Here is a 24,657-nt window from a genome sequence, read left to right as displayed (position 1 = left end):
GACGTATATGCAGGTGGGGGGAGGAACGGATGCCGCGCACACCATCGCGTCCATCGTCATACACGGTCGGTACCGACCCCTGGACCGAGCGTCCCCACGAGATCCACCGTGCCTTTTCGGTCAACACCGTTCTCACGTGGGGAACGGCCCTCCTCCTCGTCCTGCTCTCCGCTGCGCCAGGCACGGCCCGCGGGGCCTCCGAGCCCGCCGAGGAGGCCGAACTCGACGCCGTACGCGTGGAACTGGCGGCCCTGCGCGCCGAGTTGGCGGACCTGCGCGGCACCGCCGTGGACCGGATCGAGGACTACCGGCACCAGGCCGAGCGCCTGGCCGAGGTCTCCGCCCGCAGGGAGGCGGCCGACGAGCGGGCCGCCACCGCCCGGGCCCGGCGGGAGGACGCACGCCTGGCCGCCGCGCGCCAGGCCGCCACCGTCTACAAGGGCGGGGCGCCACACCCGGCGGCGGCCTGGTTCGGCGGACCGGAGGGGCTGCTCGAACGCGGGGCCTACCTGACGCTGCTCACCGGACACCGCACCGCCGAACTCGACCGGGCCGAGGCGGCGCGCGTGGCGGCGGGCACCCTCGCCGACCTGGCCCGGGGCGCCGAGGAGGACCAGACGGAGGCCGCGGAGGCGGCGGCCGCAGCCCGCGAGCGCGCCGAGGCCGCCCTCAGCGCCCAGGAGGAGCGGTTCGAGGAGCTGCTGGACGAGCGGAGCCGGTTGGAGGAACTGCTCGCCGAAAGCCGCCCGGCGCCGCGGACCGAGACCTCGACGGAGGTGACGGAGGAGGCACAAGGTGCCGATGGGACGGGAGGGGCGCGGAAGGTCGACACCGGCCACGCGACGGCCGCCCCGCACACCCCGACGTGCGCCGGCGGTGACGGAGGCGGGCACGCCAACGGCCGTCTCCCCGCGTCCGCGCTGTGTCCGCTCCCCCAGCCGGGCGAACACCTGCGACCGGACGCGGCCGCGGCGTTCGTCGGGCTCGACGCCGCCTACCAGGAGCGGTTCGGCCGCCCGATGTGCGTGGCCGACTCCTACCGCCCCTACCACGAGCAGGTGCTGCTGTTCCACCAGATGCTGCCCGGTATGGCCGCCCGCCCCGGAACCAGTCAGCACGGTCTGGGTCTGGCCGTGGACCTGTGCGGCGGCGTGCACGAACTCGGCAGTCCCGAGCACACGTGGATGCTCTCCCACGCACCCGCCCACGGCTGGGTCAACCCCGACTGGGCGCGCGGCGGCTTCGAGCCCTGGCACTGGGAGTTCACCGGGTGAGGCCCGGGCCGCGTCCCGGGGGACAGACGCCGACCGGCGCCCGGGAAGGCGGCGGGTCGGGGGCCGCGCGGACCAGCGGCCACGACGCCGACCGAGCGCGCCGGAACGCGCCCGACCACGCCTCCCCCGCCCGGTGTCAGACCAGGGAGCCCACCCGGACCTCGAAGCCGCCCAGCGTCCCGGCGTACACGTTCAGCTCGTCGTCGGGTTCCAGGGGGCCGGTGTCCAGGCAGAGCAGGGCGCGCACCCGACCGGGTCCGGAGGTGAACCAGGCGTCCCCCGGACGGACCCCGCCGTGGCCCAGCAGGTCGTCGCCGACGAAGGCGTCGAACTCCTGCACGATCTCGTCCCCGTCGTCGACGAGCTCGTCCCGGGTCACCAGGTCCGGACCGAGGGTCAGCTGGAGGGGTTCCCCGGCGCCGTCGAGCCACAGGCAGGCCAGGGTGTAGGCGGCGGTGGGGTCCTTCGCCCCCGACACGGCGGCCATACCGATCCGCGCCGTCCGGGCACCGGACACCACGCCGTCGTCCACACCTCGGACCAGGTCGGGGACGATCTCGGCCTCGGTGTCCCCGAACCGCGCCCGGACCGGGTCGTCGGGGACCAGCGGCGCGCAGATCCGGGCCTCGGGCTCGACGATGATCTCCACGGGGTCGTCCACGGCGCGGGAGTACGCCTCCGCCATCGCCTCCGGCCCCGCGTCCAGCAGCGCGGCCAGGTCGTCGGTCACGGGGCAGCCGAGGACGTCGCCGTCCTCCAGGGCTCCGAGACGGGCACCGCCACCGCTCGGCGACAGGTAGGTCACCCAGTCCAACGTCGTTCCTCCTCGTCGAGGGGAGCCCCTACACGGCGGCGACGGGGCTGTGCTCCTTGCCGGTTCCGGCGCAACCCCGGCACGGCTCCTCCACCCGCCGCCACACGATGACGCCGTTGCCGTCCCGGTGCGGCTGTTCGGGCCGCCACCACCCCGTACCCGCGCAGAAGCGGCAGTCGACACCGCTCCGCTCGCACCAGCCGCATGAGGCTATCGCGCACCGGGCATGTGTCGGTTCCCGCGTCGGGTCCATGCGCTCCCACCGTCTCCCCGCGAAATCGCGACCAGCCTCGCACAGCGGCGGGGCGCGCGTCCACCCGTGATACCGGTGAACGGGCGGGTCAGAGCCGGTTCGGGCGGTTGTCCGGGGCGTGGTGGGCGATGTGCCCGCCAGGCTCAGGCCGAGTCGCGCACCACCAGTTCGGTGTCCAGGACGATCGACTCGGCCTGCCCGGTCCGGGGGATCACGACGTCGGCCAGCAGCCGGGCCATCTCCTGGCCCATGCGCACCGTGGGCTGGCGCACGGTGGTCAGCGGGGGTTCGCAGTGCTGGGCCACGAGGATGTCGTCGAAGCCGACCACGGCGACGTCCCCGGGCACGCGCAGTCCGCGCTCGCGCAGGACGCGCAGGGCGCCGACGGCCATCAGGTCGGAGGCTGCGAACACCGCGTCGAGGTCCACACCGGTCTCCAGCAGGCGCTCCATCGCCCGCGCTCCCCCCTCGACGCTGAAGTCCCCGGCGGTCACGAGCCGTTCGTCGACACCGAGCGCGGCGTCCTCCATCACCTGCCGGTACCCGGTCAGGCGGTCCACGCCCGCGGACATGTCCTGGGGACCGGCGATGGTGGCGACCCGGCGTCTGCCGATGTCGAGCAGGTGCCGCACCGCCGACCGGGCACCGCCCGCGTTGTCCACGTCGACGAAGACGCCGCCGGTCCGGTCGGCGGCGTGCGGCTGGCCGCCGTGCACCACGGGCACGCCCGCCTCCTCCAGCCGGCGCGGCAGGGGGTCGTCCCGGTGCACGGACACCAGCAGCGCCCCGTCCACGTGGGAGCCGCTGAGGTAGTCGCCGATCTTCTTGTGCTCCTCCTCGGTCTGGGCGGTGGTGAGCAGCAACTGGAGGTCGCGCTCGTGCAGGACCGAGCTGACGCCGCGGATGACGTCGGCGAAGTAGGGGTCGGTGAACAATCGGTCGCGGTGCTCGGAGACCACCAGCGCGACGGTGTCGGTGCGCCGGGTGACCAGGGTGCGCGCGGCCTGGTTCGGGCTGTAGCCCAGCTCCGCGATCGCGTTGTGCACGGCCTCGCGGGTGCGCGGGCTCACCTGGGACGAACCGTTGATCACCCGTGAGACGGTGCCGCGGCCGACACCGGCGCGCTCCGCCACCATCTCCAGGGTCGGACGCCGCCGACCGCCACCGCTTCTGGCCACTTCGCTGCTCCCTCTGGGGTCGAGTCGTCGCATCCGCCCCCGCCGCGACGGCGCGCACGCGGGGGCGGAGGGCGCGGCACGCGGTCCGCGCGGCACGCGTCACCGGGTCGGTACGCGGCCCTCCCGTGCCAGCTGCGCATACCACAGGCCGCTGTCCTTGACCAGGCGTTCCTGGGTGTCGTAGTCGACGCGCACGAGTCCGAACCTGCGGGAGTATCCCCACGCCCACTCGAAATTATCCAGCAGGGACCAGGCGAAGTATCCGCGCAGGGGCACGCCCGAGCGTACGGCCTCCAGGGCGGCACGCACGTGACCCTCGTAGTAGTCGACGCGGTCGGTGTCGTGGATCCGGCCGTCGTCGGTGACGGTGTCCTCGTAGGCGCACCCGTTCTCGGTGACGTACAGGTCGATCCCGCCGCTCTCGGCGGCCAGGCGCCGGAGGACGTCGAACATGCCGCTGGGGTCGACCTCCCAGCCCATGTGGGTGACCGGCAGCCCCTGGGAGACGTGCACCTCCTCGGGGGAGGCCCCGAGCCACGCTCCGCCCTCGCCGCTGACGGCGTCCGGGTCCAGCCCCTTGGCCGAGGCCGCGACCCACTCCGGCATGTAGTAGTTGACGCCGAGGAAGTCGAGCGGGGCCGCGACGGTCGCCAGGTCGCCGTCGGCGACGAAGGAGAAGTCGGTGATGTCGGCCAGGTCCGCGATCACGTCGGCCGGGTAGGCGCCCTTGAACAGGGGGTCGGTGAAGATCCGGTTGCGCACGCCGTCGGCCCGCCGGGCGGCGCGCACGTCCTCGGCGGTGGCGCCGTGGGGCCGGATCACCGCCTGGTTGTGGGCGAGGCCGACCCGCGCGGTGTGACCGGTCGAGCGCAGGACCTCGGCGGCCAGCCCGTGGCCCAACAGCAGGTGGTGGGCGGAGGTGAGCGCGGCGACGGGGTCGCGGTGGCCGGGGGCGTGCTCACCGTGGTAGTGGCTGAGGATGGACGCGCACCAGGGCTCGTTGAGCGTCATCCAGTTCTCGACGCGGTCGCCGAGCGCGTCGGCGACGATCCGTGTGTAGTCGGCGAAGCGCAGCGCCGTGTCGCGGTTCGGCCAGCCGCCCGCGTCCTGGAGACGCTGGGGCAGGTCCCAGTGGTAGAGGGTGGCCCACGGCTGGATCCCGGCCTCCAGCAGCGCGTCCACGAGGCGGTCGTAGAAGTCGAGCCCCGCCTGGTTCACCTGCCCCGCCCCCTCGGGGAGGACACGCGGCCAGGCGATGGAGAAACGGTAGGCGCCGAGGTTGAGTCGGCGCATCAGGGCGATGTCCTCGGGGTAGCGGTGGTAGTGGTCGACGGCCGGCTCACCGGTGTCGCCGCCCAGGACGTTGCCGGGGGTGGCGCAGAAGGTGTCCCAGATGCTGGGCCCGCGGCCGTCGGCGGCGGTGGCGCCCTCGATCTGGAACGAGGCGGTGGCGGCCCCCCACAGGAAGCCTTCGGGGAACTGTTCGTGATCGGTCACGATGTCGGTACGCACCTTCCGTGGTGGGAGCTATGGGAGCGCTCCCATCACGGAAGCAGAACGCCTGCTCGGCTGTCAACGAACGGTCGGGGCGGCGAGACCCAACCGTTACCGCCGCCCGTCCGGTACCCGGCCGCGCCCCGGGCGGAGCGCTCCGCCCGGGGCGCGGCAGCCCTCACCCGGTCTCCTCGATCCCCAGCGGGATGACGACACCCGCCCAGCGCCGCTCCATGAACGCGCGGACCTCCGCGCTGTGCAGGAGTTCGTCCAGGCGGAGCAGATCGGGGTCGGCGGCGTCCTCGGTGCGCACGACCAGGCCGTTGGCGTAGGGGTTGCCCTCGGTGGCCTCCCAGGCCAGCACGTTCGCCGTCGTCGGAAGGTCGGCCTCCAGGGCGTAGTTGCCGTTGACCACCGCGGCGTCCAGGTCCGGCAGCGACCGGGGCAGCTGTGCCGCCTCCACCGGGACCAGCTCGACCGCCGCACCCTCCCCCGTCTCCACGTCGTCGAGCGTCGGCGTGGGACCGACGTCGTCGGACAGGACGATCACGTCCTCCGCGGCGAGCAGATCCAGCGCCCGGCCCATGTTGGAGGTGTCGTTGGGCAGCCCGACGCGCGCGTCCTCCGGCAGGGCCGCCAGGTCGGAGACCTCCTGGGAGTAGATCCCGAACGCCTCCAGGTGCACGTCCGACAGGTAGCTCAGCCCCACCTCCGGGTTGCCCGCCAGGTACTCCTCCAGGAACGGCAGCGTCTGGTAGTAGTTGGCGTCCAGCTCACCCTCGGCCAGCGCCGCGTTGGGCTGGTTGTAGTCGGTGAAGACCACCACCTCCAGGGCCAGCCCGGCGTCGGCCGCGAGCTCGTCGTCGACGAACTCCAGGATCTCGGCGTGCGGCACGGGCGTGGCGCCGACCCTCAGCGTGGTCGGCCCCTCGCCGCTGCCCCCGTCCTCCTCCCGCGCGCGTTCGCTCGGGCTCCCGCAGGCCGCGAGCAGCGCCACCGCCACCCCGGCGACCGCACTCGCGCGCGCCTTCGTACTCCCCGTCATCGCCTTCTCCCTTCCCACGGGACGTGGACACCTCGGTGGGGGCGGGGGGAGGACGGGGGGGCGGGGGCGGTCGTCAGCGTCGGGCCAGGCGGCGCACCACCAGGTCCCCCAGGCTCTGGCAGGCCTGCACGATCACGATGAGGAGGATGACCGTCGCCCACAGGTAGTGGTCGTTGAAGCGCTGGTAGCCCTCGCGGATGGCCAGGTCGCCCAGCCCTCCGCCGCCGATCGCACCGGCCATCGCGGAGTAGGAGATGAGGGTGACCACGGTCATCACCAGACCGGCGACCAACCCCGGCAGCGCCTCGGGCAACAGCACCTTGCCCACGATGGTGAGCTTGCGGGTGCCCATGGCGTGCGCGGCCTCGACCACCTCCCGGTCCACCTCGCGCACCGCGGTCTCGACCAGGCGCGCGAAGAAGGGGATCGCGCCGATGCTGAGCGGGACGATCGCGGCGGTGGGGCCGAGGGTCGTCCCGACGAGGAAGCGGGTCAGGGAGAGCACCGCGACCATCAGGACGATGAACGGCAGGGAGCGGCCGACGTTGACGATCGCGCCGAGCACGGCGCGCACGGCCGGTGCGGGGGTCAGGCCGCCGCGGTCGGTGGCCACCAGCAGCATGCCCAGGGGCAGGCCGAACAGGACGCTGAAGACGGTCGCCCACCACACCATGTAGAGGGTGTCCAGGGTGGCCAGCCACAGGTCCGGCCACATCTGGGGCCAGTCCCGGACGAAGGCGACGACGGCGTTCCACGCTCCCGTCGGTTCGGTGGCCGAGGCGAGGACCAGGGCGGGGTCGACGATCACTGTGCGGCCTCCTCGACCAGCAGACCGCGTTCGGACAGGAAGGTCAGCGCCTCGGCGCGGCGGGCGCCGCGCACGTCGACGCTCAGGCGGCCCACGGACTGGCCCGCGACCCGTTCCACGCCCCCGCCGCGGATGTTGGCGTCCACGTCGAAGCGGCGGGTCAGCTCCGACATCAGCGGCTCGTCGAAGGAGCGCGGGTAGGTGACGACGACGGTGTCGGGGCCGCCGCCCTCCGGGATGGGGAACAGGGAGCGCGCCAGGAGGGAGCCCGGGGTTCCGATGAGGTCGAGGACACGGCCGGACTCGCGGAACTCACCGGCCTCCATGATGGCCGCGGAGTCGCAGATCCGCTTGATCACGTCCATCTCGTGGGTGATCAGGAGGATGGTCAGCCCCAGTTCGTCGCGCAGGCGGCCGAGCAGGGCGAGGATGGACTCGGTGGTGGCCGGGTCCAGGGCCGAGGTCGCCTCGTCGCTGAGCAGGACCTCGGGAGCCGACGCCAGCGCCCGGGCGATGCCCACGCGCTGCTTCTGCCCTCCGGAGAGCTGGGAGGGGTAGGCGCGCGCCTTGTCGCCGAGCCCGACCAGCTCCAGGAGTTCCCCGACACGGGCCCGGCGGCGGGCGCGGTCCACGCCGGCGACCTCCAGCGGGAAGCCGACGTTGCCCGCGACCGTGCGCGAGGACAGCAGGGCGAAGTGCTGGTGGACCATGCCGATCCCCCGGCGGGCGGCCCGCAGACGGGCACCGCGCAGCGAGGTCAGCTCCTGTCCGGCGACCGTGACCGTGCCGGCGTCGGGGCGCTCCAGGAGGTTCACCGAGCGCAGCAGGGTGCTCTTGCCCGCGCCGCTCTGTCCGACGACCCCGTAGATCTCCCCGGGTTCGACACGCAGGTCGACGCCGTTGAGGGCGCTCACCCGGTGCTTGTTCAACCGGTAGACCTTGTGCAGGCCCACTGCGTCAATCACGGTCTTCCCATCGACGTCTCAGCGGTGGTGTCTCGGCGCCCGTGGGGATCGCCCGAGGCGGGACTCAGCGCGGGTTCGACGCCCGCGTCCGAGCGTACGGAGGGTCCGGGGGCCGCGCGGAGGCGACGCGCCGGAGCGCGCGGGAGCCGCCGCCGCACCAACTCAACCACGCGTAGGCGGGTCCGATCAGCGAATCCGGTGTCCGTGATCAGGTTATTTTGACCACATCACGTATTTTGGGATGTGGTGGCTTGACCCCGTCTTTTCCGAATCCGCACGGTCGGGCCTACACTCATGACGATCCCGTGACTCTCGCCCGAGCCGTTTCCCGTGTGCGAGAGCCCGGCCCGAGCGGTCCCCACAACCGCTCCGGGACACACGAGCAGCAGTGCCCGGCGCTCCCGCCCACGGGAAACGCGCGGGCCCGAGGAGCGATCACACCGTGCAGCCCGACGATCCGATCCGCGGGGACGGCGCCTGCCGCGCGTCCGGGGACGACCCCTTCGCCGACTTCTGGGCACCGGACCCCCGTGTGTGGACGTGGCACGACGTCCTGGCCGACCTCCTGCCCCGCACCGCCGGACCCGGCCGTGTGAGCCGCCCCGCCCGTGCCGCGGCGGGCACCCTGTCCGTGGTCCTGGCCGCCCTCCTGGTGGCCGTGCCCCAGGGCGCGGGCGCGGCGACCGTCGCGCCGCGCGAGCCGGAGGACATGGACAGCCTGCGCGCCCGCGCCGAGGCGCTCACCGAGGAGTTCCAGGGTGAGCTGCGGGACATGGAAGCGGTCATGGAGGAGGCCGAGGACGCCGAGGAGCGCGCCGAGAGCTCGCGTGAGGATGTGGAGGCCGCCCGCGCCGAGGTGCGGTCGCTGGCCGTGGCCACCTACACCGCCAACGGGATCGACCCCTCGATGTCGCTGTTCGTCGACTCCGACCCGGACGAGATCATCGACCGCGCGGTGCTCATCGACTACCTGTCCTCCACCCACGACGACCTCATCGACCAGTTGGAGCAGGCGCTGGAGCGCGACGAGGCCGCGCAGGCCACCGCGCAGGAGCGGTTGGAGCAGGTCGAGGAGGACCTGGACGAGCTGGAGGACCGTCGGCGCGAGGTGCAGCGCATGATCGCCGACCACCCCTACCAGCCGATGGAACCGCCGGACAACATCACCCCGCGGACGCGCCAGATGCGCGACGAGATCATCGCCCGGTTCGGCCGGGGCACCGAGGTGGGCGGCGTGGGCTGCTACCGACCGAACGGCGGTTGGGTGGTCGGCGAGCACCCCAAGGGCCGGGCCTGCGACTTCATGGTCAACGGCAACGGCCAGATGCCGTCCCCGGAGCAGGTCCAGCGCGGGTACGACATCGCCGAGTGGGCGAAGGAGAACGCCGAGGACTTCGGGATCATGTACATCATCTACCGGCAGCAGATCTGGGACATCCGCCGCGGCAACGAGGGGTGGCGCCCCATGGCCGACCGCGGCAGCGTGACCGAGAACCACTTCGACCACGTGCACATCTCGATGTTCTGAGGCGCCGCGCACCACCCGGTGGCCGGAACCGGCCACCCGCCCACCAGGACCTCACCATCCCACGTGAGCGACACGAAACGGTGACGATTCACCCACCTGACCGGTATCCCACCTGCCACTCGGGGGCTCACCGGAGCTAGGATGCAACACGTCCCGGCCCTGGCCTGCGGGGACGACCGTGCCTGATCCGACCCCGAGCACGCCCGGCACCAGGGACTTCCTCACGACACCGGGGATCCCCCGTTCCGCGCCACCCGTCCTCGCCCACGGGCCGGTACGATCGGGCGGCTCACCCCCGCGGTTCCGTGGTCGCCGCCCCGCACCGTCGGCGGCCCGGCGTCGCGGTGGACCCGCGAACCCAGCGGCGCTCTCACGCGTCACCGATACAGCACACCCACCGGGCGAGGGGAGCCATGAGCGAAAACGGACCTTACAACCAGCCACCCCAGAACCCCTACGGTGGCGGGGAACACGGGGCCCAGCCGCCCTACGGCCAGCCCCAGCCTCCCCAGGGAGGCGCCTACGGCGACCCGGGTACCGGTGGTCAGCCCGGCTACGGTGCCGGTTACCCCGGGGGTGCGCAGCCGCCCTACGGCCCCGGCGGACCGGGTGGCCCCGGTTTCGTTCCGCCTCCTCCCCAGCCGCCCAAGAGCGGTGGCGGCAAGGCGGGTCTGTGGGTGGTCATCGTGGGCGGCGTCGTGATCGTCATCCTGGTGATCGCCGTGCTGGTCACGGTGCTGACCAACGGCTCCCCGAGCACCCCTGTGATCGCCGACCCGACCGAGACCGTCGAGGACGACGTCCCGACCGACGCCCCGGCCCCCGCCACGGACACCACGCCCGCCGGTGAACCGCCCTACGCCGTGCCCGCCGAGCCGTGCGACGCCTTCACCGAGCAGGTGCAGACCGACTTCCTGCTCACCGAGGAGGGCGAGAAGTCCGTCCAGGACACCACCTCCCGGTGCTCCAGCACGCTGGCCGACGCCCCGGAGGGCAACGACTCCGAGGACTACGCCTCCCTGCGGCTGACCTACTCGGTGCCCTACTCGGCCTCCGACTCCATCGAGCGGGCCACCGAGGACTTCCAGGCGGCCGTGGAGGACGTCACCGGGGCGAGCGACTACTCGCTCTACATCGCCGACGGCGTCGAGGACAACCGCGAGGTGGACCTGGGCGACCAGGCGCAGTACGTCGTCACCCGCTACGACTACGCCGGTGACGAGGTCCCGCAGGCCGTCCTGCTGATCCGGAGCGCCAACCTCAACATCCGGATCGAGTACCAGGTCAGCCCGGGCTTCCTCTCCGACGGCGACCCCGAGGACCTGGTCCTGCCGGACAACACCGAGGAGATCATGCTCAACGCCGGAGCCGAGGCGCTCGCCCTCGTCGGCACCTGATCCGGCCCCGGACACGGCGGGGGCCGCGGCGCATCGCCGCGGCCCCCTTTCTCATGTCCTCACGGATTGGCCCGGGACTCCGGACACGGAGAACCGGGATTCTGCGTCGTCGCCCTCACCTGCCGCTCGTTCCCCGCCCGGGGCTCGGGGCGAGGTCAGTGCGCCCCGGGCAGGTCGGCGCGCACCCGCCTGGCCGCCTCGACCATGTTGCGCAGGGCCTGCTCGGTCTCGGCGTACCCGCGCGTCTTCAGACCGCAGTCCGGGTTGACCCACAGGTTGCCCGCGTCGATGTGCGCGACCGCCAGGCGCAGGGACGCCTCGATCTCCTCCACTGAGGGCACCCGCGGCGAGTGGATGTCGTACACGCCCGGGCCGATCCCCCGCTTGTAGCCGCGGCGGCCGAGGTCCTCCACCAGCTCCATCCGTGAACGCGCCGCCTCGACGCTGGTGACGTCGGCGTCGAGCGCCTCGATCCCACCGACGATCAGGCCGAACTCGGAGTAGCACATGTGCGTGTGGATGGTCGTGGTCGGCGCGACCCCGGAGGTGGCCAGGCGGAACGCGCCCACGGCCCAGTCCAGGTAGGCCCCGCGCTGCTCCTCGCGCAGCGGCAGCAGCTCCCGCAGCGCGGCCTCGTCCACCTGGATGTGGCGGATCCCCGCGCGCTCCAGGTCGGCGATCTCGTCCCGCAGGGCGAGCGCGACCTGGCGGGCGGTGTCCCCCAGCGGCTGGTCGGTGCGCACGAACGACCAGGCGAGCATGGTCACCGGGCCGGTCAGCATGCCCTTGACCGGCTTGTCGGTGCGGGACTGGGCGTAGGTGATCCACTCGACCGTCATCGGTTCGGGGCGCGAGACGTCCCCGTACAGGATCGGGGGACGCACGCAGCGCGAACCGTAGGACTGCACCCACCCGTTCTCCGTGGTGGCGTAGCCCCGCAGCTGCTCGGCGAAGTACTGCACCATGTCGTTGCGCTCGGGCTCGCCGTGGACGAGCACGTCCAGGCCGATCTCCTCCTGGAGCGCGATCACCCGGTCGATCTCCGCACGGAGGATCCGGTGGTACTCCTCCTCCCCCAGCTCACCCCTGCGGTGGGCGGCGCGTGCCCGCCGCAGCTCGGCGGTCTGCGGGAAGGATCCGATCGTGGTCGTGGTCAGCGGCGTGTCCGTGGGGGCGCCCCGGTCCTGCGGACGCTCGGAGGCGTCCGGACCGAGGGCGTCGAGACGGGCGCGCACCCGGGCGTCGGTGAAGGCCGGGTCGGCGCCGCCCGCCTCCCCGCCCGTGTACTCGTCCCCGGTCCCCTCGGACAGGATCCGGCCCAGCAGCGCGACCTCCTCGGCCTTCTGCTTGGCGAAAGCCAGGGCCTCACGCAGCTCGGGGTCCAGGGAGGACTCGGCGTCCAGGTCGATCGGCACATGCAGCAACGAGCAGGAGGTGCTCACGGTCAGCTCGTCGGTGAGGGCGAGCAGGGTGCCGAGCCCGGCCACGGCCGAGGGGATGTCGGTCCGCCACACGTTGCGGCCCTCGACGACACCGGCGACGAGGCGGGTGTCCCCCAGGCCGGAGACCTTGACCAGGTCGTCGACGCCCTCGGTGTCGGTCACCAGGTCCAGGCCGACCGCCTCGACCGGGGACTCCTTGAGCACGCGCAGGGCGGCGGCGCCGATGGACCCGAAGTAGGTCGAGACCAGCAGGGAGGGACGGTCGGTCAGGCCGCCCAGACGCCGGTAGACCCGCTCCAGGTGGTCGACGGCGGCGCGGCCCTCGTCGGTGGCCAGGATCGGCTCGTCCAGCTGCACCTCGGTGGCCCCGGCCGCCCCGAGCTCGGCCAGGAGGCGGCCGTAGGCGTCCAGGAGCTGGTCGAGCAGCTCGATCGGCGCCCACCCCTCGGGGGCGTCGTCGGCGGCCTTGGCCAGCAGGAGGAAGGTCAGCGGGCCGACCAGGACCGGACGGGTGTGGTACCCGGCCGCCGCGGCCTCGCGGAACTCGGCGACCGGCTTGTCACCGACGAGGCGGGGGCGGGTGCTCGGGGAGAGCTCGGGGACGAGGTAGTGGTAGTTGGTGTCGAACCACTTGGTCATCTCCAGCGGCGGCGCGCCCTGCTCGCCCCGGGCGAGCGCGAAGTAACGGCGCAGCTCCTCGTCGCGGTCCCCGGCGGTCGCGGGGGAGGCGAACCGGGACGGCACCAGGTCGAAGAGGACCGCCGTGTCCAGCACGTGGTCGTAGTAGGAGAAGGTGTTGGACGGCAGGTCGTCGACGCCCGCCGCACGCAGCTGGGCGTACACGCCCGCGCGCAGGTCGGCGGCGACGGCGTCCAGTTCCCGGGCGCTCGTGCGGCCCTTCCAGTAGGACTCGCTGGCGCGTTTGAGTTCACGGCGCGGGCCGATCCTGGGGTAGCCGTGCACGGTGGAGCGCACGGCCGCCTTCGCGGCCGGGGTCGTGGTCATCGAGCTTCTCTCCCTCGTCGAAAGCCGGGTTCCGGCCACGAGGGCACGACGGGGCACGGCTGGATGAGGGGCGCGCCGCGGGCGCGCACCTGTCCGCCACCGCCCTCGGCCCTCCCTCGGGGCACGGGACCACCGACGGCACGGGTGCGCCGCCGGGTGGAGGCAGGTCTTCGGACTCGCGGGCACCGTCGGTGCGCGCACCGACGTCCTACTGGCCGCCGCTTCCCAGATTCCGACCGTTCCGATCGGTTTACCAGTGCTTCTGGCGACTGTCGTTCCCACATACCGCTGCGGGGCAGTCCCGGATTCCCACCGGGTTCCCTCTCGCGACGCGAACCACACTCCGAACCGGTGACACCCGGCCCGGAAGTGGAGCGCGTACCTTCCACGGCTGCAAGTATAGGGAGGCCCCCTCACGTCCCTGCACCCGGCGTGGAAACCCCATTTCCGCGCGCCACCCCACCGTGAACCCCAGTCGCGTGGCGCGCGTCACACCCGACATAAGCGTTACGTGGGACGGCCTCCCCCGCCGCCTCACGAACGTTCGTCTGACGATGAACGTGGAGAACCCCTGGTGAACAAGCAGTCCCCACGGACCATGGCAACCCGACGCCCCCTCGTCACGGTCGTGGTCGCGGTGGCGGTGCTGGCGGGGCTGGTGCTGCTCATAACCCAATCCGGCGTCTTCTCCGTCCTCGACCCCGCAGAGAACGCCGCGCACGGGACGGAGGAGGAGAACGCCCCCCTCCCCGCCACCGGAGAACCCGACCGGCTGACGGTGGTCGATCCGGCCGACGTGGTCGACGTGACGGAGGAGACGCTGTCCTACGACGGCGACGTCTCCGCGGACGTGACCTACCCCGTCCTGCCCGACGCCGAACCGCTGACCGACTTCCTCTCCCGCACCCTCGACGCCGACGTGGCGGCCTTCGAGGCGGCCAACCCCGGAGCGGAGACCTACTCCGCCGAATGGGGTCTGACCGCCGCCAACGACGACCTGGTCGGCGTACGCGTGACCAGTACCGAGACCGATTCCGAGGGCTCCCGTGAGGGCCACAGCACGTACTGGTACGAGGCCGACACCGGCCTGACGCACGGCTCCAACGAGTTGGTCGCGGGCCAGGACGAACTGGACCGGCTCAACGCGCTGGTCCGGGAGCGGAGCCCGGAGACGGTCGACGGCGCGGCCGTCCTCCCGGTGGCCGCGCTCTACGACTCGGTGGGCTTCAACCCCGACGGCGACCTGGTCGTGGAGTTCGACACCGGGCAGGTCGCCCCCGTCGACGAAGGCCCCGTGCACGTGGTCGTCGATCGGGAGGAGGCCGATCCACTCCTGTCCGACCTGGGCGTCCGCGCCCGTGACGCCGCGACCGTCGGAGTGGAGTCCTTCTCCGTGTCGGGGCCGCCCGAGGCGGACAAGGACGGGAGCACCGAGGAACGGCCGGGCCTGATCTCCCCCGTCGACGACACGGTGGACTGCTCCGACCCCGAGACCCGGTGCGTGGCCCTGACCTACGACGACGGCCCCGGCGGGCGCACCCCCGAACTGCTGGACACGCTCGCCGAGTACGACGCCCGCGCCACCTTCTTCGTGACCGGGGTCCCGGTCCTGGAGCATCCCCGCACCGTGCGGCGCGCCTACGCCGAGGGGCACGAGATCGCCAACCACACCCTGGGCCACCCCGACCTGACCGGCCTGAGCCGGGACGGGGTCCGGGACGAACTCGAGACCGTCCAGGCGCAGGTGTTCCGCGAGACCGGCTACACCATGGACCTGATGCGTCCGCCCTACGGTGCCACCGACGACGGTGTCGCCGCCGTGACCGAGGACATGGGGCTGGCCCAGATCATCTGGAGCGTGGACACCCTCGACTGGAAGGACCGCGACGCCTCGCTGGTCGCCTCCCGGGCCCTGGGCGGCGCCTCGGACGGCGCGATCATCCTCATGCACGACATCCACGGCACCACCATCGACGCGTCCCACGAGATCATCCGTGAGCTCGACGCGCGGGGCTACACGATGGTGACCGTCTCCCAACTGCTGGGGACCACGACCCCGGGCGCGACCTACCACGACGGCCGACCCGAGAAGAAGGAGGACCCCGAGGACGGCTCCGACGGCCAGGAACCCGCCGGGGACCCCGAGGACTGACACGCCCGCCACCGGACGCGCCAGGGAGGTGACCACATGTGGCCATCGCCCCGGGCGCGTGGTCCGGGTCACCTATGTTGCTCCCGTCAGCCGCCAACCGTCCGGCAGGGGTGAGGAAGTCCGGTGGAGCCGTCGATCCGAGCGCGCCAGCAGCAGAGCAGCCACCCCCTGGGCAGCGGACGGAGCGGCCCGTGGCGGTCCGGCGCCGCGGCCGTCACGCTGGCGCTGACCGCCACCGCGTGCGGGACGGCCACCGGTGACGCGGATTCCGCCGACCGGATCACCGTGGTTCTGGACGAGCCCGAGGAGGCCGTCACCGAGTGGACCGGCGGCGCCGCCGACTACGGCGGCCACCCCCACCTCCCCGAGGGGCTGGACATCACCGTCGCCTACCCCGAGTTCGAGGGCGCTCCGGAGTTCGCCGAGGGTCTCGCCGCACTCGTGGACCGGGAGGTGCTCGACTTCCGGGGGGCCAGCCGGGACCCGGTGTCCCTGACCGTCGACTGGGAGGTCGCCGCCGCCGGGGACGGCGTGCTGGGGGTGCGCCTGACCCGCACCGAGAAGGACCTGCACGGGCTGCGGCAGGGGTACGAGACGTACTGGTACGACGCCGAGACCGGGCTGACCCGCTACTCCTCGGAACTGATCGCCGGACAGGAGGAACTCGCGGAGCTGAACGAGATCGTCCGCGCCGACCTGGCCGGCCGCCCCGACGTCGACACCGGGAGCCTCTTCCCGATCCGGGCCAGCTACGACTCCCTCGGCTTCAACACCGACGGCGACCTGGTCGTGGAGTTCGACGACGGGCACCTGTCCCCGGTACGCGAGGGTCATCCACCGGACTCCTCCCCCGGGCGCGTCGCCGTGGTGGTCGACTCCGCCGAGGCCGATCCGCTCCTGTCCGAGCTGGGCGAGCGCGCGCGTGCGGCCTCGCTACGGGAGGAACCGGACTACGCGGTACCCGAACCGGGCCGGGCCCCCGACCCCCGGCCCGCCGTGCCCGGGGAGGTCGCCGCCGGGGACGAGAACGTCGACTGCCGGGCCGAGGGGGTCCGGTGCGTGGCGCTGACCTTCGACGACGGTCCGGCCGACACCACCGCGCCGTTGCTCGACCTGCTCGCCGAGGAGGAGGTGACGGCGACGTTCTTCCTCAACGCCGACCCGGCGCTGACCCGCCCCCTCGCCTACCGGCGCGCCTACGCCGAGGGGCACGAGATCGCCAGCCACAACGACCAGCATGAGCATATGCCCGACATGCCCGAGGCCGATCTGCCGGGACAGGTGGCGGCGGTGAGCGCGATCGTCAGCAGGCACACCGGACACACGGTGCGGCTGTTCCGGCCGCCCTTCGGAGACAGCTCACCGGAGGTGCTCGCCGAGATCGGCGACCAGGGGATGGCCCAGGTCCTGTGGAACCTGGACAGCGAGGACTGGAAGGGGCTCGCCCCGGACGAGATCGCGGACCGTGTCGTGGCGGCGGCGGAGCGGGACTCGGTGGTGCTGCTGCACGACACCCTGTCGCCGACCGTGGCCGCCGTCCCGGAGATCATCGAGCGGCTGCGCGGGGAGGGTTTCGTGTTCGCGACCGCATCGCAGGTGATCGGCGATCCGGAGCCCGGGGAGTCCTACCCCCGGCACGGCCGGGTGCCCGGGAACGAGGGCGAGGCCCCGGAGTCCTGACCGGCGCGGGGAGGACGCGGGGCGGGTCCGGGCGGCGAGGTCCCCGGTGGCGGCACCGCATCCCGCGCCCGGTGCGCGGGTGCGCACCGGAATGCGCCGACGCCCGGTCGAGACGGTCGACCGGGCGTCGGAACGGTGTCGTGGGTCGGGCCCTCCCGAACCGGTGGGTTCAGGAGGCGGCTTCGACGTCGTCGCCCACCAGGGTCAGATCCGGTGGGGGCGCGTCGGAGCCGACCGCGTCACCGACCGAGGCGTACCCGGCCTCGCGCACCAGGCGGGCCAGCCCGCGGTGGACGCGGCGCGGCCACAGCGGACCACCGTAGATCAGGCCGGTGTAGCCCTGGACCAGGGTGGCGCCGGCGCGGATGCGCGCCCAGGCGTCCTCGGCGGTCTCGATGCCGCCGACGGCGACCAGCGTGACGCGGTCGCCCACCCGGGACCGCAGACGGCGCAGCACCTCCAGCGAGCGGTCCTTGAGCGGAGCACCGGAGAGGCCGCCGGCACCGGCCGCCTCGACCTCCTCGTCGGAGGCGGCCAACCCCTCGCGGGAGACGGTGGTGTTGGTGGCGATGATGCCGTCCAGGCCCTCGGCCAGGGCGAGGTCGGCGACCGCGTCGACGTCCTCGTCGGCCAGGTCGGGCGCGATCTTCACCAGCAACGGCAGCTCCGGGCGGCCGGCCTCGGCCAGGGCCTCGCGCACGGCCGCCAGGAGCGGACGCAGCTGTTCGACGCCCTGGAGGTTGCGCAGCCCGGGGGTGTTCGGCGAGCTGACGTTGACCACCATGTAGTCGGCGTACGGGGCCAGGCGGCGGGCGCTGGTCGCGTAGTCGGCCGGGGCGTCCTCCTCGGGCGTCACCTTGGTCTTGCCGATGTTGACGCCCAGGACCGGACGGCCGGCGGACCGCTGGTGGTGCAGGCGCTCGGCGACCAGGGCCGAGCCCTCGTTGTTGAAGCCCATCCGGTTGACGATGGCGCGGTCCTCGACCAGGCGGAACAGACGCGGCTTGGGGTTGCCGGGCTGGGGCTGGGCGGTGACCGTGCCGATCTCGACGAACCCGAAACCGAGCGCGGCCAGTCCGTGCGGGCTCTCGGCGTTCTTGTCGAACCCGGCGGCCATGCCCAGCGGACCGGGGAACTCACGGCCCAGGGCGTGCACGGTCAGTTCGGGCTCGCGCGGACCCAGGACCCGGCCCACGGCCGCGGCGACGCCGGGGACGGCGGCCACGCCGCGCAGCGCGGCGAAGCTCAGCTGGTGGGCCCTCTCCGCGTCCATGTGACGCAGGACCGAGCTGAAGAGCACTTGGTAGAACACGGTCATCCGTTTCCGTCGCCCTCGCGCTCTGCGAGGAAGCGTTCGAGTTCCGCGCCGAGTTCGTCGGCGGTGGGCAGTCCGCCCTCGTCGTCGGCGAGCGGGAGCGTCGGCCGCTCCTCGCTGTCGACCTGTGAGGACATGATGTCGTCGTACTGCCGTTCCAGGTTGGCCACGACACGCTGGACCTCCTCGGAGGCCGCCACCTGTTCGGCGATGTCGACGTCGGTGGCCCCGGCCACGTCCTCCAGCCCGCTCGTGGGCAGGGCCAGCCCGGTCGCCCCGGAGACGTGCTTCACGGCGGCGATGGCCGCACGGGGGTACTCGGACTGGGCGAGGTAGCTGGGGACGTGGATGGCGTAGCCGACGAAGTCGTGGCCCACCTGGCCCAGGCGGTACTCCAGCAGCGCCACGGCGCTGCCGGGGACCTCGACCCGGCCGATCCACGGGGTGTGGCCCGCGACCAGCTCGGGGCGGGTGGAGTGCGGGGTGACCGTGACCGGCCGGGTGTGCGGGACGGCCATGGGGATGCCGTTGACGCTGACGGACAGGGTGACGCGGAAGTGATCGATGAGGGTGGCGACCGCCGAGGCGAACAGCTCCCACTCGCGGTCGGGCTCGGGGCCGTGCAGGACCAGGAAGGGGGCGCCCTCCTCGTCGTGCATCCGGTAGAGGGCCAACTTGGGAGCGGCGTAGTCGGTCCAGGAGTTCTCGACGAAGGTCATCGTCGGGCGGCGGGAACGGTAGTCCACGAGCCGGTCGGTGTCGAAGGTCGCGATCTCCTCCGCGGTGAACCGGTCGAAGAGCGCCGAGGCCAGTTGGCGCCCGGCGTGACCGGCGTCGACGAAGCCGTCCAGACAGACGAGCATCGCCAGACCGGCGACGTCGTCGAAGCCGGGATGGAGTTCGTACAGATCAGCGGGTTCACGCACCGGGTTCTCGTCTCCAAACTGGTCGGGATCGCAGGGGGCGACGCCCGCGGCCGCAGCCTCGGCCGCCGCGGTGCCGCGCGGCCCACGGGGGACCCACCCGCGCACCGCGTGGGTGGGTCCGTCCCGCTTTTCCACAATACCGACCCGCCACCCGTGGAAGCGGGCCGCCAGGACCCCCTCCCAGCGGGGTGACGGTGGTCATACCGAGCCGTGGGGCCGGTGCGCTCCGGTTCGTTCTGGTCCTCCGCCTCACTCCGGCCCGCCCGCCACCCTCAACGGACGCCTCCGGCGCGGCACCCCCCACTCCGTCGCCCTCCACCACCCTCAACCGACGCCTCCGGAGCAGGCGCGGTGTCCACTCGGCGAACCCGGCGGCACCCGGACAGACCCCCTGGAGCGATCGCTCCAGAAGTCCCTCCCCGGTCAGCGCAGTTCCGCGACGCGCAGGGCGCGCAGGCGGTTGAGCACCGCGGCGATCTCGTACCGGCGCGGCAGGGCGTAGTCACCGCCGAAGTCCCCGCCGAGACGGGTGACGCCGTCCCTGGCCAGGGCCCGTTCCAGGGAGTCCAGGGCCTCGGCGAGGGTGCGGGCGCCGTCCAGGTGACCGCCGCGCACGAGTTCGCGCAGGGCGAGTCCGGCGCCGGTGATCTGTCCGGGGTCGACGAACTGCTCGACGGAGCGCACGTCGATGTCGTGGTCACCGAAGACCAGCACGTCCATGTCCCGGCGCTTGATCTTGCTCCGGCCGCGCGCGGTGGTGGGGTTCACCGAGGCGGGGTCGACGATCCGGTGGCGGGGCGGGGTGAAGTCGGCGTCGGCGCGCTCACGGGCCAGGGCCCGGGCCCGTTCGGTGACGTCGTGGGGGTGGTAGGCGTCGAGCATGATGACCTGGTCGGCGACGTCGAAGTAGTCGCCGCTGCCGCCCATGACGAGGACGGTCGAGACGCGGTGCTCGCGGTGCAGGGGGCGGACGATGTCGATGAACGGGACGAGGGGTTCTCGGTCACCGTGCACGAGGGCCTGCATGCGCTCGTCACGGATCATCAGGTTGGTGGCGGTGGAGTCCTCGTCCACGAGCAGGGTGCGCGACCCGGCCTCGACGGCCTCGCAGATGTTGGCCGCCTGGGAGGTGGAACCGGAGGCGTTCTCCGTGCGGAAGTCGCCGGTGTCGGCGCCGGTGGGCAGACCGCGCACGAAGGGACTGACGTCGGTGCGTTCGACCCGGCGACCCTCCTCGGCGCGGATCTTGACGGCGTCGCCCCTGCTCACGACCAGTTCGCGCCCGTCGCCGGGGATGTGGTCGTACACACCGCGCTCCAGGGCGTGCAGGAGGGTCGACTTGCCGTGGAAGCCGCCGCCGACGATGAGGGTGATGCCCTCGGGCACGCCCATGCCGGTGACGGTGCCGCGGTGCGGGAGGTCGACGCTCACCCGCAGGGGCTCCGGTGACTCGAAGGGGACGGCACCGCCCGTCATGGGTTCGTCGCTGACGCCGCTGCGCCGGGGCAGGATCGCGCCGTCGGCGACGAAGGCCACCAGTCCCCGCTCCTCCAGCTGGGCGCGCAGGGCGACGGTGTCGGCGACGCTGTCGGCGAAGGCCTCGGCCTCGGCGGTGTCGATCTCCTCCCAGTCGAGGTCGTCGACGAGGTCGGGCAGGGTGGCGCACAGCTCGCGCTCGGCGGTGCGGCCGTCGATGCGGCGGCCGCGGCCGGGCAGGTCGATGCCGATGCGCAGGTCGATACCGCCGCCCTCGGTGACCTGGCAGGAGGAGCGTTCGATGACCTCCTGGCCCCCGGTGTCGATCTTGAGCAGCGATCCTCTGAGCAGTCGTCGTGCGCGGCGGCCGAGGTAGTCGGCCGTGGCGCGGCGCCGGACGGGGTCGGCCCAGGCGCTCTTGGGGATGCCCGCGTCGTGGACGAGCACGCGCACCCGCGAGGGCGGCGCGAACGGGTCGGACTGGGCGTGCTGCACGGTGAGGGTGAAGTCGCCGAAGTCCCAGTCGCCCTTGAGGGACTTGTAGCGGCCGTAGGAGTCGCCGTCCATGCGCAGCAGCTCGGACGAGAGCCGGGCGTCGTCGCGCACGCCGCGGATCGGTTCGGGCTCGGGCCTGCGGCCCCCGCCACGTCCTCCCCCGCCGCCGTGCCGGCGCCCCTGGCCGCCGTTGCCGTACCGTCCCGCCATCGTGTTCTCCCCCGTGTTCGTGGCACTGCTCCAGCCAGGGTAGGACGAATCGCGTACCGCCGGAGAAGCCCTGTGGACAACCTCGGGCGACCACGTCGGCGGGGCGTCGCCGAGGAGAACGCGCCCGGGCGTACGGCCGCAGAACGCCCGGTCTCGCCCGGTCCGCGAACTGAAGGAGATCGGCCCCGGTGGCGGTGCCGGGGCCGATCCCTTCGGGGTGGCCCCAGCCCACCCGATACCAAGGGGGTGTTCCGGGTCGGCTGGGGCGTCCGCACCTCCCCGGGAGGGGTGGGGAGGTGCCTGGGTTCATTTCTACCGGAAGTCGGTGTCCCGTGCGGGGGAAACCTTGATTCCGGCGGATTCATGTTCCCGTTCGACGGTCGCGGCGGTCTCCGGCGCGATCGACCTGGCAGGACACGTGGTGCGGACGCGCGGCCGCGGTCAGTCGAGAGCGGCGCGGAAGGCGGCGTCGTACTCGTCGACGGGCGCGTCGGCCAGGTCACCGACGAACACCGCGACGAGCCGTCCGCCCTTCTCCGCCACCTCGGCGCGCAGGTCCCGCCAGTGGTGCAGGTTCGGGTGCTGGAAGTCCGGGCACGCCTCGGCCGGGGCCAGACCGGCGATCGCGGCGTCCAGCTGCCCGACGGTCATCCGGTGGGTGGCCGTTCCGGACACGTGGCCCAGCGTGCGGCCGAGGATGACGGCGGGCAGGTAGTTACCGCCGACGTTGGTCAGGCCGAACACCGTGCCGCCGTCCCTCTCGAGGCCGATCCCGTAGGCGGCGGGCCGCCGCCACCCGGTGTGGGCGGCCTCCAGTTCCTCACGGGCCCGGACGATCTCCTCCTTGGTCGTCCACCGCTCGGCCGCTCCGTCCCGCCCCGTCGTCCTCTCCCCGTCTCCGGCGCCCTGGAGGTGCAGGGTGCCGTGGGCCACGGTGACCGCCGCCCCGCCGATCCGGACCCGTCCGGGCTCGTCGGCCGGGAGGCGCAGCTCCAGGTCGCCGCCGCGCGCCGACGCCTGGTGGGCGGTCAGCTCGACGCGGCCCAGCCGCTCGGCCCAGAACGGCGCCAGCACCGTGTGGGCGCTTCCGGTCACCGGGTCCTCCGGGACCCCGACGCCCGGGGCGAAGAAACGGGAGACGATGTCGTGGTGGGTCCCGCGTGCGGTGGCGATGACCCCGCGCGCGTCGATCCGGGCCAGTGCCGCCTGGTTCGGGGCGAGGGCGCGGACGGCGGCCTCGTCGGCGAGTTCGACGAGGAGGTCGTTCGTCCCGCCGCGGCCGACCCACCGGGGCTCGGCGCCGAGCGCGGCGGCCAGGCCGTCGGGTGCGTCGATCCGTTCCGCGGGCCGGGCGGGGAAGTCCAGCCACATGCGGTCCCCGTCGGCGGTGACGGTGAGGATCCCGCTGCGGGTGGTGAACCGGTAGGGGCCGGGAACCCCCAGTCCGGCCAGGGTGTGCGCGGCGGCCAGGGTGGCGTGCCCGCACAGGTCGACCTCCACCTTCGGGGTGAACCAGCGCAGCTCGTAGTCGGCCTCGGGGCCGTCGACACGGCGGGCGAAGGCCGTCTCCGAGAGGTTGAACTCGGCGGCCACCCCCTGGGCCCAGGCGTCGGCGTAGGGCTCGTCCAGGACGAGGACGGCGGCGGGGTTGCCCGCCAGGGGACGGTCGGTGAAGGCGTCGACCACGTGGAATTCAGGCATGACGCCAGAGTAGATGTACGGCCGCGGCGGATGGGCGCCGCAGGGGGAGCGGACGCGCGCGGTCCGCCGCGGCGGTGGTCGGCGTCGGCGGGGGCCCGAACGCCCCCGCGTCCCGTCAGAGGTTGAGCGTCCCGGTGGCGACCGAGACCGCGGTGCCGCCGATGAGCACGCGGCCGGGGGCGTCGGCCGGGAGGCGCAGCTCCAGGTCGCCGCCGCGCGCCGACGCCTGGTGGGCGGTCAGCTCAACGCGGCCCAGCCGCTCGGCCCAGAACGGCGCCAGCACCGTGTGGGCCGCTCCGGTCACCGGGTCCTCCGGGATCCCGATGCGGGGACCGAACACGCGGGAGACCATGTCGGTCGCGGATCCCCGTGCGGTCACGATGACGATGTTGTGCGGCTGTTCGGCGAGCCCGGCGATGTCGGGGTCCAGGTTCCGGACGGCGGCCTCGTCCGCCAGCTCGACCAGGAGGAACTCCCCCACCTCGCCCGTCCACACCGCGGGGGCGCCGAGCGCCTCGACGAGGCCGTCGGGGACCTCGCGCTTCTCGGCCCGGTTGGCCGGGAAGTCCAGCCACATGCGGTCCCCGTCGGCGGTGACGGTGAGGATCCCGCTGCGGGTGGTGAACCGGTAGGGGCCCGGGACGCCGAGCTCGGTCAGGGTGTGCGCGGTGGCCAGGGTGGCGTGCCCGCACAGGTCGATCTCGACGGTGGGTGTGAACCACCTCAGCTCGTAGTCGGCCTCGGGGCCGTCGACACGGCGGGCGAAGGCGGTCTCGGCGAGGTTGAACTCGGCGGCCACCCCCTGGGCCCACGCGTCGGCGTAGGGCTCGTCCAAGAGAAGGACGGCGGCGGGGTTGCCCGCCAGGGGACGGTCGGTGAAGGCGTCGACGATGCGGTATTCAGGCATGGGTCCATTCTCGGAGGTCCACCTCCGACCCTGAAGAGCCAGTTCCGGGGTGAATGGACCCTGATCGGACCCCTCACAGGTGCGGTTCGTCGAGGATGAACATCGTCTGCGTGCTCTTCACCTCGGGGAGCCGCTGGAGGCGTTCCAGCACGAACGTGCGCAGGGCGGCGGCGTCGGCGACCCGCACCAGCAGCAGGAGGTCGACGTCACCGGAGACCAGCGCGGCGTGGTCCACCTCCGGGATGTCGCGCAGGTAGCCGCGGAAGCGGTCCCAGGAGTGCTGTTCGATGCGGACCGACACGTACGCCGACAGCCCGGTGCCGTACTTCTCCGGGTCGATGACGGCGGTGAACCCGCGGATGACCCCCTCCTCGCGGAGGCGTTCGAGACGGGAGTAGGCGTTGGCGCGGGAGATGTGCGCCTGCTCCGCGACCGCGCGGATCGACATGCGTCCGTCGGCGCGCAGCAGCGCGATGATCCGCCTGTCGGTGTCGTCCAACCGGGCTGCCATGTGTCTTACCTCATACCGCTCGGGCGTGCACCGTCTGAGATGATCCGTTCCGCTTTGGGGAGATGGGAGACAATTCGTCTA

The 24,657-nt window shown here is 72.9% G+C and carries 18 protein-coding genes, 1 pseudogene and 1 riboswitch; of the genes and pseudogenes, 5 read left to right on the top strand and 14 right to left on the bottom strand.

The genetic code is table 11. The features are described from left to right. Window positions 1-29 precede the first annotated feature (29 nt). A complete protein-coding gene (locus tag DVR05_RS07470) occupies window positions 30-1,274 on the top strand; it encodes a D-alanyl-D-alanine carboxypeptidase family protein (RefSeq protein WP_116245080.1) in 1,245 nt (414 codons plus the stop codon). 136 nt (window positions 1,275-1,410) lie between these two features. On the opposite strand, the gene DVR05_RS07465 is transcribed toward DVR05_RS07470, so the two are convergent. The 7 genes from DVR05_RS07465 to DVR05_RS07435 all read right to left on the bottom strand — a co-directional run bounded on the left by DVR05_RS07465 (window position 1,411) and on the right by DVR05_RS07435 (window position 7,819). Further along, window positions 1,411-2,088, bottom strand: coding sequence for a hypothetical protein (locus tag DVR05_RS07465; RefSeq protein ID WP_116245079.1), 678 nt, complete (start codon window positions 2,086-2,088; stop codon window positions 1,411-1,413). Between the two features lie 28 nt (window positions 2,089-2,116). Then, a complete protein-coding gene (locus DVR05_RS27305; protein ID WP_116245078.1) occupies window positions 2,117-2,341 on the bottom strand; it encodes a hypothetical protein in 225 nt (74 codons plus the stop codon). Window positions 2,342-2,484: 143 nt separating this feature from the next. Then, window positions 2,485-3,519 carry a LacI family DNA-binding transcriptional regulator gene (locus DVR05_RS07455; protein ID WP_116245077.1) on the bottom strand — a complete coding sequence of 345 codons (1,035 nt, stop codon included), beginning with the start codon at window positions 3,517-3,519 and terminating at the stop codon, window positions 2,485-2,487. 99 nt (window positions 3,520-3,618) lie between these two features. Next, on the bottom strand, window positions 3,619-5,016 hold the full coding sequence (locus tag DVR05_RS07450; RefSeq protein ID WP_116245341.1) for a GH1 family beta-glucosidase: 1,398 nt from the start codon (window positions 5,014-5,016) through the stop codon (window positions 3,619-3,621). Window positions 5,017-5,191: 175 nt separating this feature from the next. After that, the gene (locus DVR05_RS07445; protein ID WP_116245076.1) at window positions 5,192-6,058 is read right to left on the bottom strand and encodes a MetQ/NlpA family ABC transporter substrate-binding protein; all 867 of its coding nucleotides are present in this window, start codon (window positions 6,056-6,058) and stop codon (window positions 5,192-5,194) included. Window positions 6,059-6,131: 73 nt separating this feature from the next. Beyond that, the gene (locus tag DVR05_RS07440) at window positions 6,132-6,863 is read right to left on the bottom strand and encodes a methionine ABC transporter permease (RefSeq protein ID WP_369974510.1); all 732 of its coding nucleotides are present in this window, start codon (window positions 6,861-6,863) and stop codon (window positions 6,132-6,134) included. Then, the gene (locus DVR05_RS07435; RefSeq protein WP_116245074.1) at window positions 6,863-7,819 is read right to left on the bottom strand and encodes a methionine ABC transporter ATP-binding protein; all 957 of its coding nucleotides are present in this window, start codon (window positions 7,817-7,819) and stop codon (window positions 6,863-6,865) included. The genes DVR05_RS07440 and DVR05_RS07435 overlap by 1 nt, the downstream gene beginning before the upstream one ends. 454 nt (window positions 7,820-8,273) lie before the next feature. On the opposite strand from DVR05_RS07435, the gene DVR05_RS07430 reads away from it, so the two are divergent. Together DVR05_RS07430 and DVR05_RS07425 are read left to right on the top strand one after the other, a co-directional pair. Then, window positions 8,274-9,359: a hypothetical protein gene (locus tag DVR05_RS07430; protein WP_116245073.1), complete on the top strand. Its 1,086-nt coding sequence runs from the start codon at window positions 8,274-8,276 to the stop codon at window positions 9,357-9,359. A 413-nt stretch (window positions 9,360-9,772) separates the two neighbouring features. After that, window positions 9,773-10,756 (top strand): DUF3558 domain-containing protein, encoded by a 984-nt coding sequence (locus tag DVR05_RS07425; protein ID WP_116245072.1) that lies wholly within the window; start codon window positions 9,773-9,775, stop codon window positions 10,754-10,756. A gap of 155 nt (window positions 10,757-10,911) precedes the next feature. Here DVR05_RS07425 and metE read toward each other — a convergent pair whose 3' ends face one another. Beyond that, complete coding sequence (gene metE / locus DVR05_RS07420; RefSeq protein ID WP_116245071.1) at window positions 10,912-13,203, bottom strand: 5-methyltetrahydropteroyltriglutamate--homocysteine S-methyltransferase; 2,292 nt, start codon at window positions 13,201-13,203, stop codon at window positions 10,912-10,914. Window positions 13,204-13,346: 143 nt separating this feature from the next. Further along, a riboswitch (cobalamin riboswitch) is annotated at window positions 13,347-13,559 on the bottom strand. A 242-nt stretch (window positions 13,560-13,801) separates the two neighbouring features. On the opposite strand from metE, the gene DVR05_RS07415 reads away from it, so the two are divergent. Both DVR05_RS07415 and DVR05_RS07410 read left to right on the top strand, forming a co-directional pair. Then, a complete protein-coding gene (locus tag DVR05_RS07415; protein ID WP_116245070.1) occupies window positions 13,802-15,355 on the top strand; it encodes a polysaccharide deacetylase family protein in 1,554 nt (517 codons plus the stop codon). Between the two features lie 123 nt (window positions 15,356-15,478). Continuing rightward, window positions 15,479-17,035 carry a polysaccharide deacetylase family protein gene (locus tag DVR05_RS07410; protein WP_116245069.1) on the top strand — a complete coding sequence of 519 codons (1,557 nt, stop codon included), beginning with the start codon at window positions 15,479-15,481 and terminating at the stop codon, window positions 17,033-17,035. Between the two features lie 169 nt (window positions 17,036-17,204). Here DVR05_RS07410 and DVR05_RS07405 read toward each other — a convergent pair whose 3' ends face one another. The 6 genes and pseudogenes from DVR05_RS07405 to DVR05_RS07380 all read right to left on the bottom strand — a co-directional run bounded on the left by DVR05_RS07405 (window position 17,205) and on the right by DVR05_RS07380 (window position 24,576). After that, a complete protein-coding gene (locus DVR05_RS07405; RefSeq protein ID WP_116245068.1) occupies window positions 17,205-18,353 on the bottom strand; it encodes a quinone-dependent dihydroorotate dehydrogenase in 1,149 nt (382 codons plus the stop codon). Continuing rightward, window positions 18,350-19,276, bottom strand: coding sequence for a proteasome assembly chaperone family protein (locus DVR05_RS07400; protein WP_116245067.1), 927 nt, complete (start codon window positions 19,274-19,276; stop codon window positions 18,350-18,352). Before DVR05_RS07400 ends, DVR05_RS07405 begins: the two co-directional genes overlap by 4 nt. 423 nt (window positions 19,277-19,699) lie before the next feature. Beyond that, on the bottom strand, window positions 19,700-21,457 hold the full coding sequence (locus DVR05_RS07395; RefSeq protein ID WP_116245066.1) for an ABC-ATPase domain-containing protein: 1,758 nt from the start codon (window positions 21,455-21,457) through the stop codon (window positions 19,700-19,702). 909 nt (window positions 21,458-22,366) lie between these two features. Next, window positions 22,367-23,158, bottom strand: a pseudogene (locus DVR05_RS07390) (PhzF family phenazine biosynthesis protein); the annotation flags it as partial. 115 nt (window positions 23,159-23,273) lie between these two features. After that, entirely contained in the window at window positions 23,274-24,065 is a 792-nt protein-coding gene (locus DVR05_RS07385; protein ID WP_116245065.1) for a PhzF family phenazine biosynthesis protein, read from the bottom strand. 73 nt (window positions 24,066-24,138) lie between these two features. Further along, entirely contained in the window at window positions 24,139-24,576 is a 438-nt protein-coding gene (locus DVR05_RS07380) for an Lrp/AsnC family transcriptional regulator (protein WP_017599643.1), read from the bottom strand. Window positions 24,577-24,657 lie beyond the last annotated feature (81 nt).

The organism is Nocardiopsis sp. FIRDI 009, from assembly GCF_003386285.1.
Taxonomy (GTDB): Bacteria; Actinomycetota; Actinomycetes; order Streptosporangiales; family Streptosporangiaceae; genus Nocardiopsis.
The sequence above is the reverse complement of the archived record's forward strand: the minus strand, read 5'-3'. Positions and strand labels throughout refer to the sequence as shown.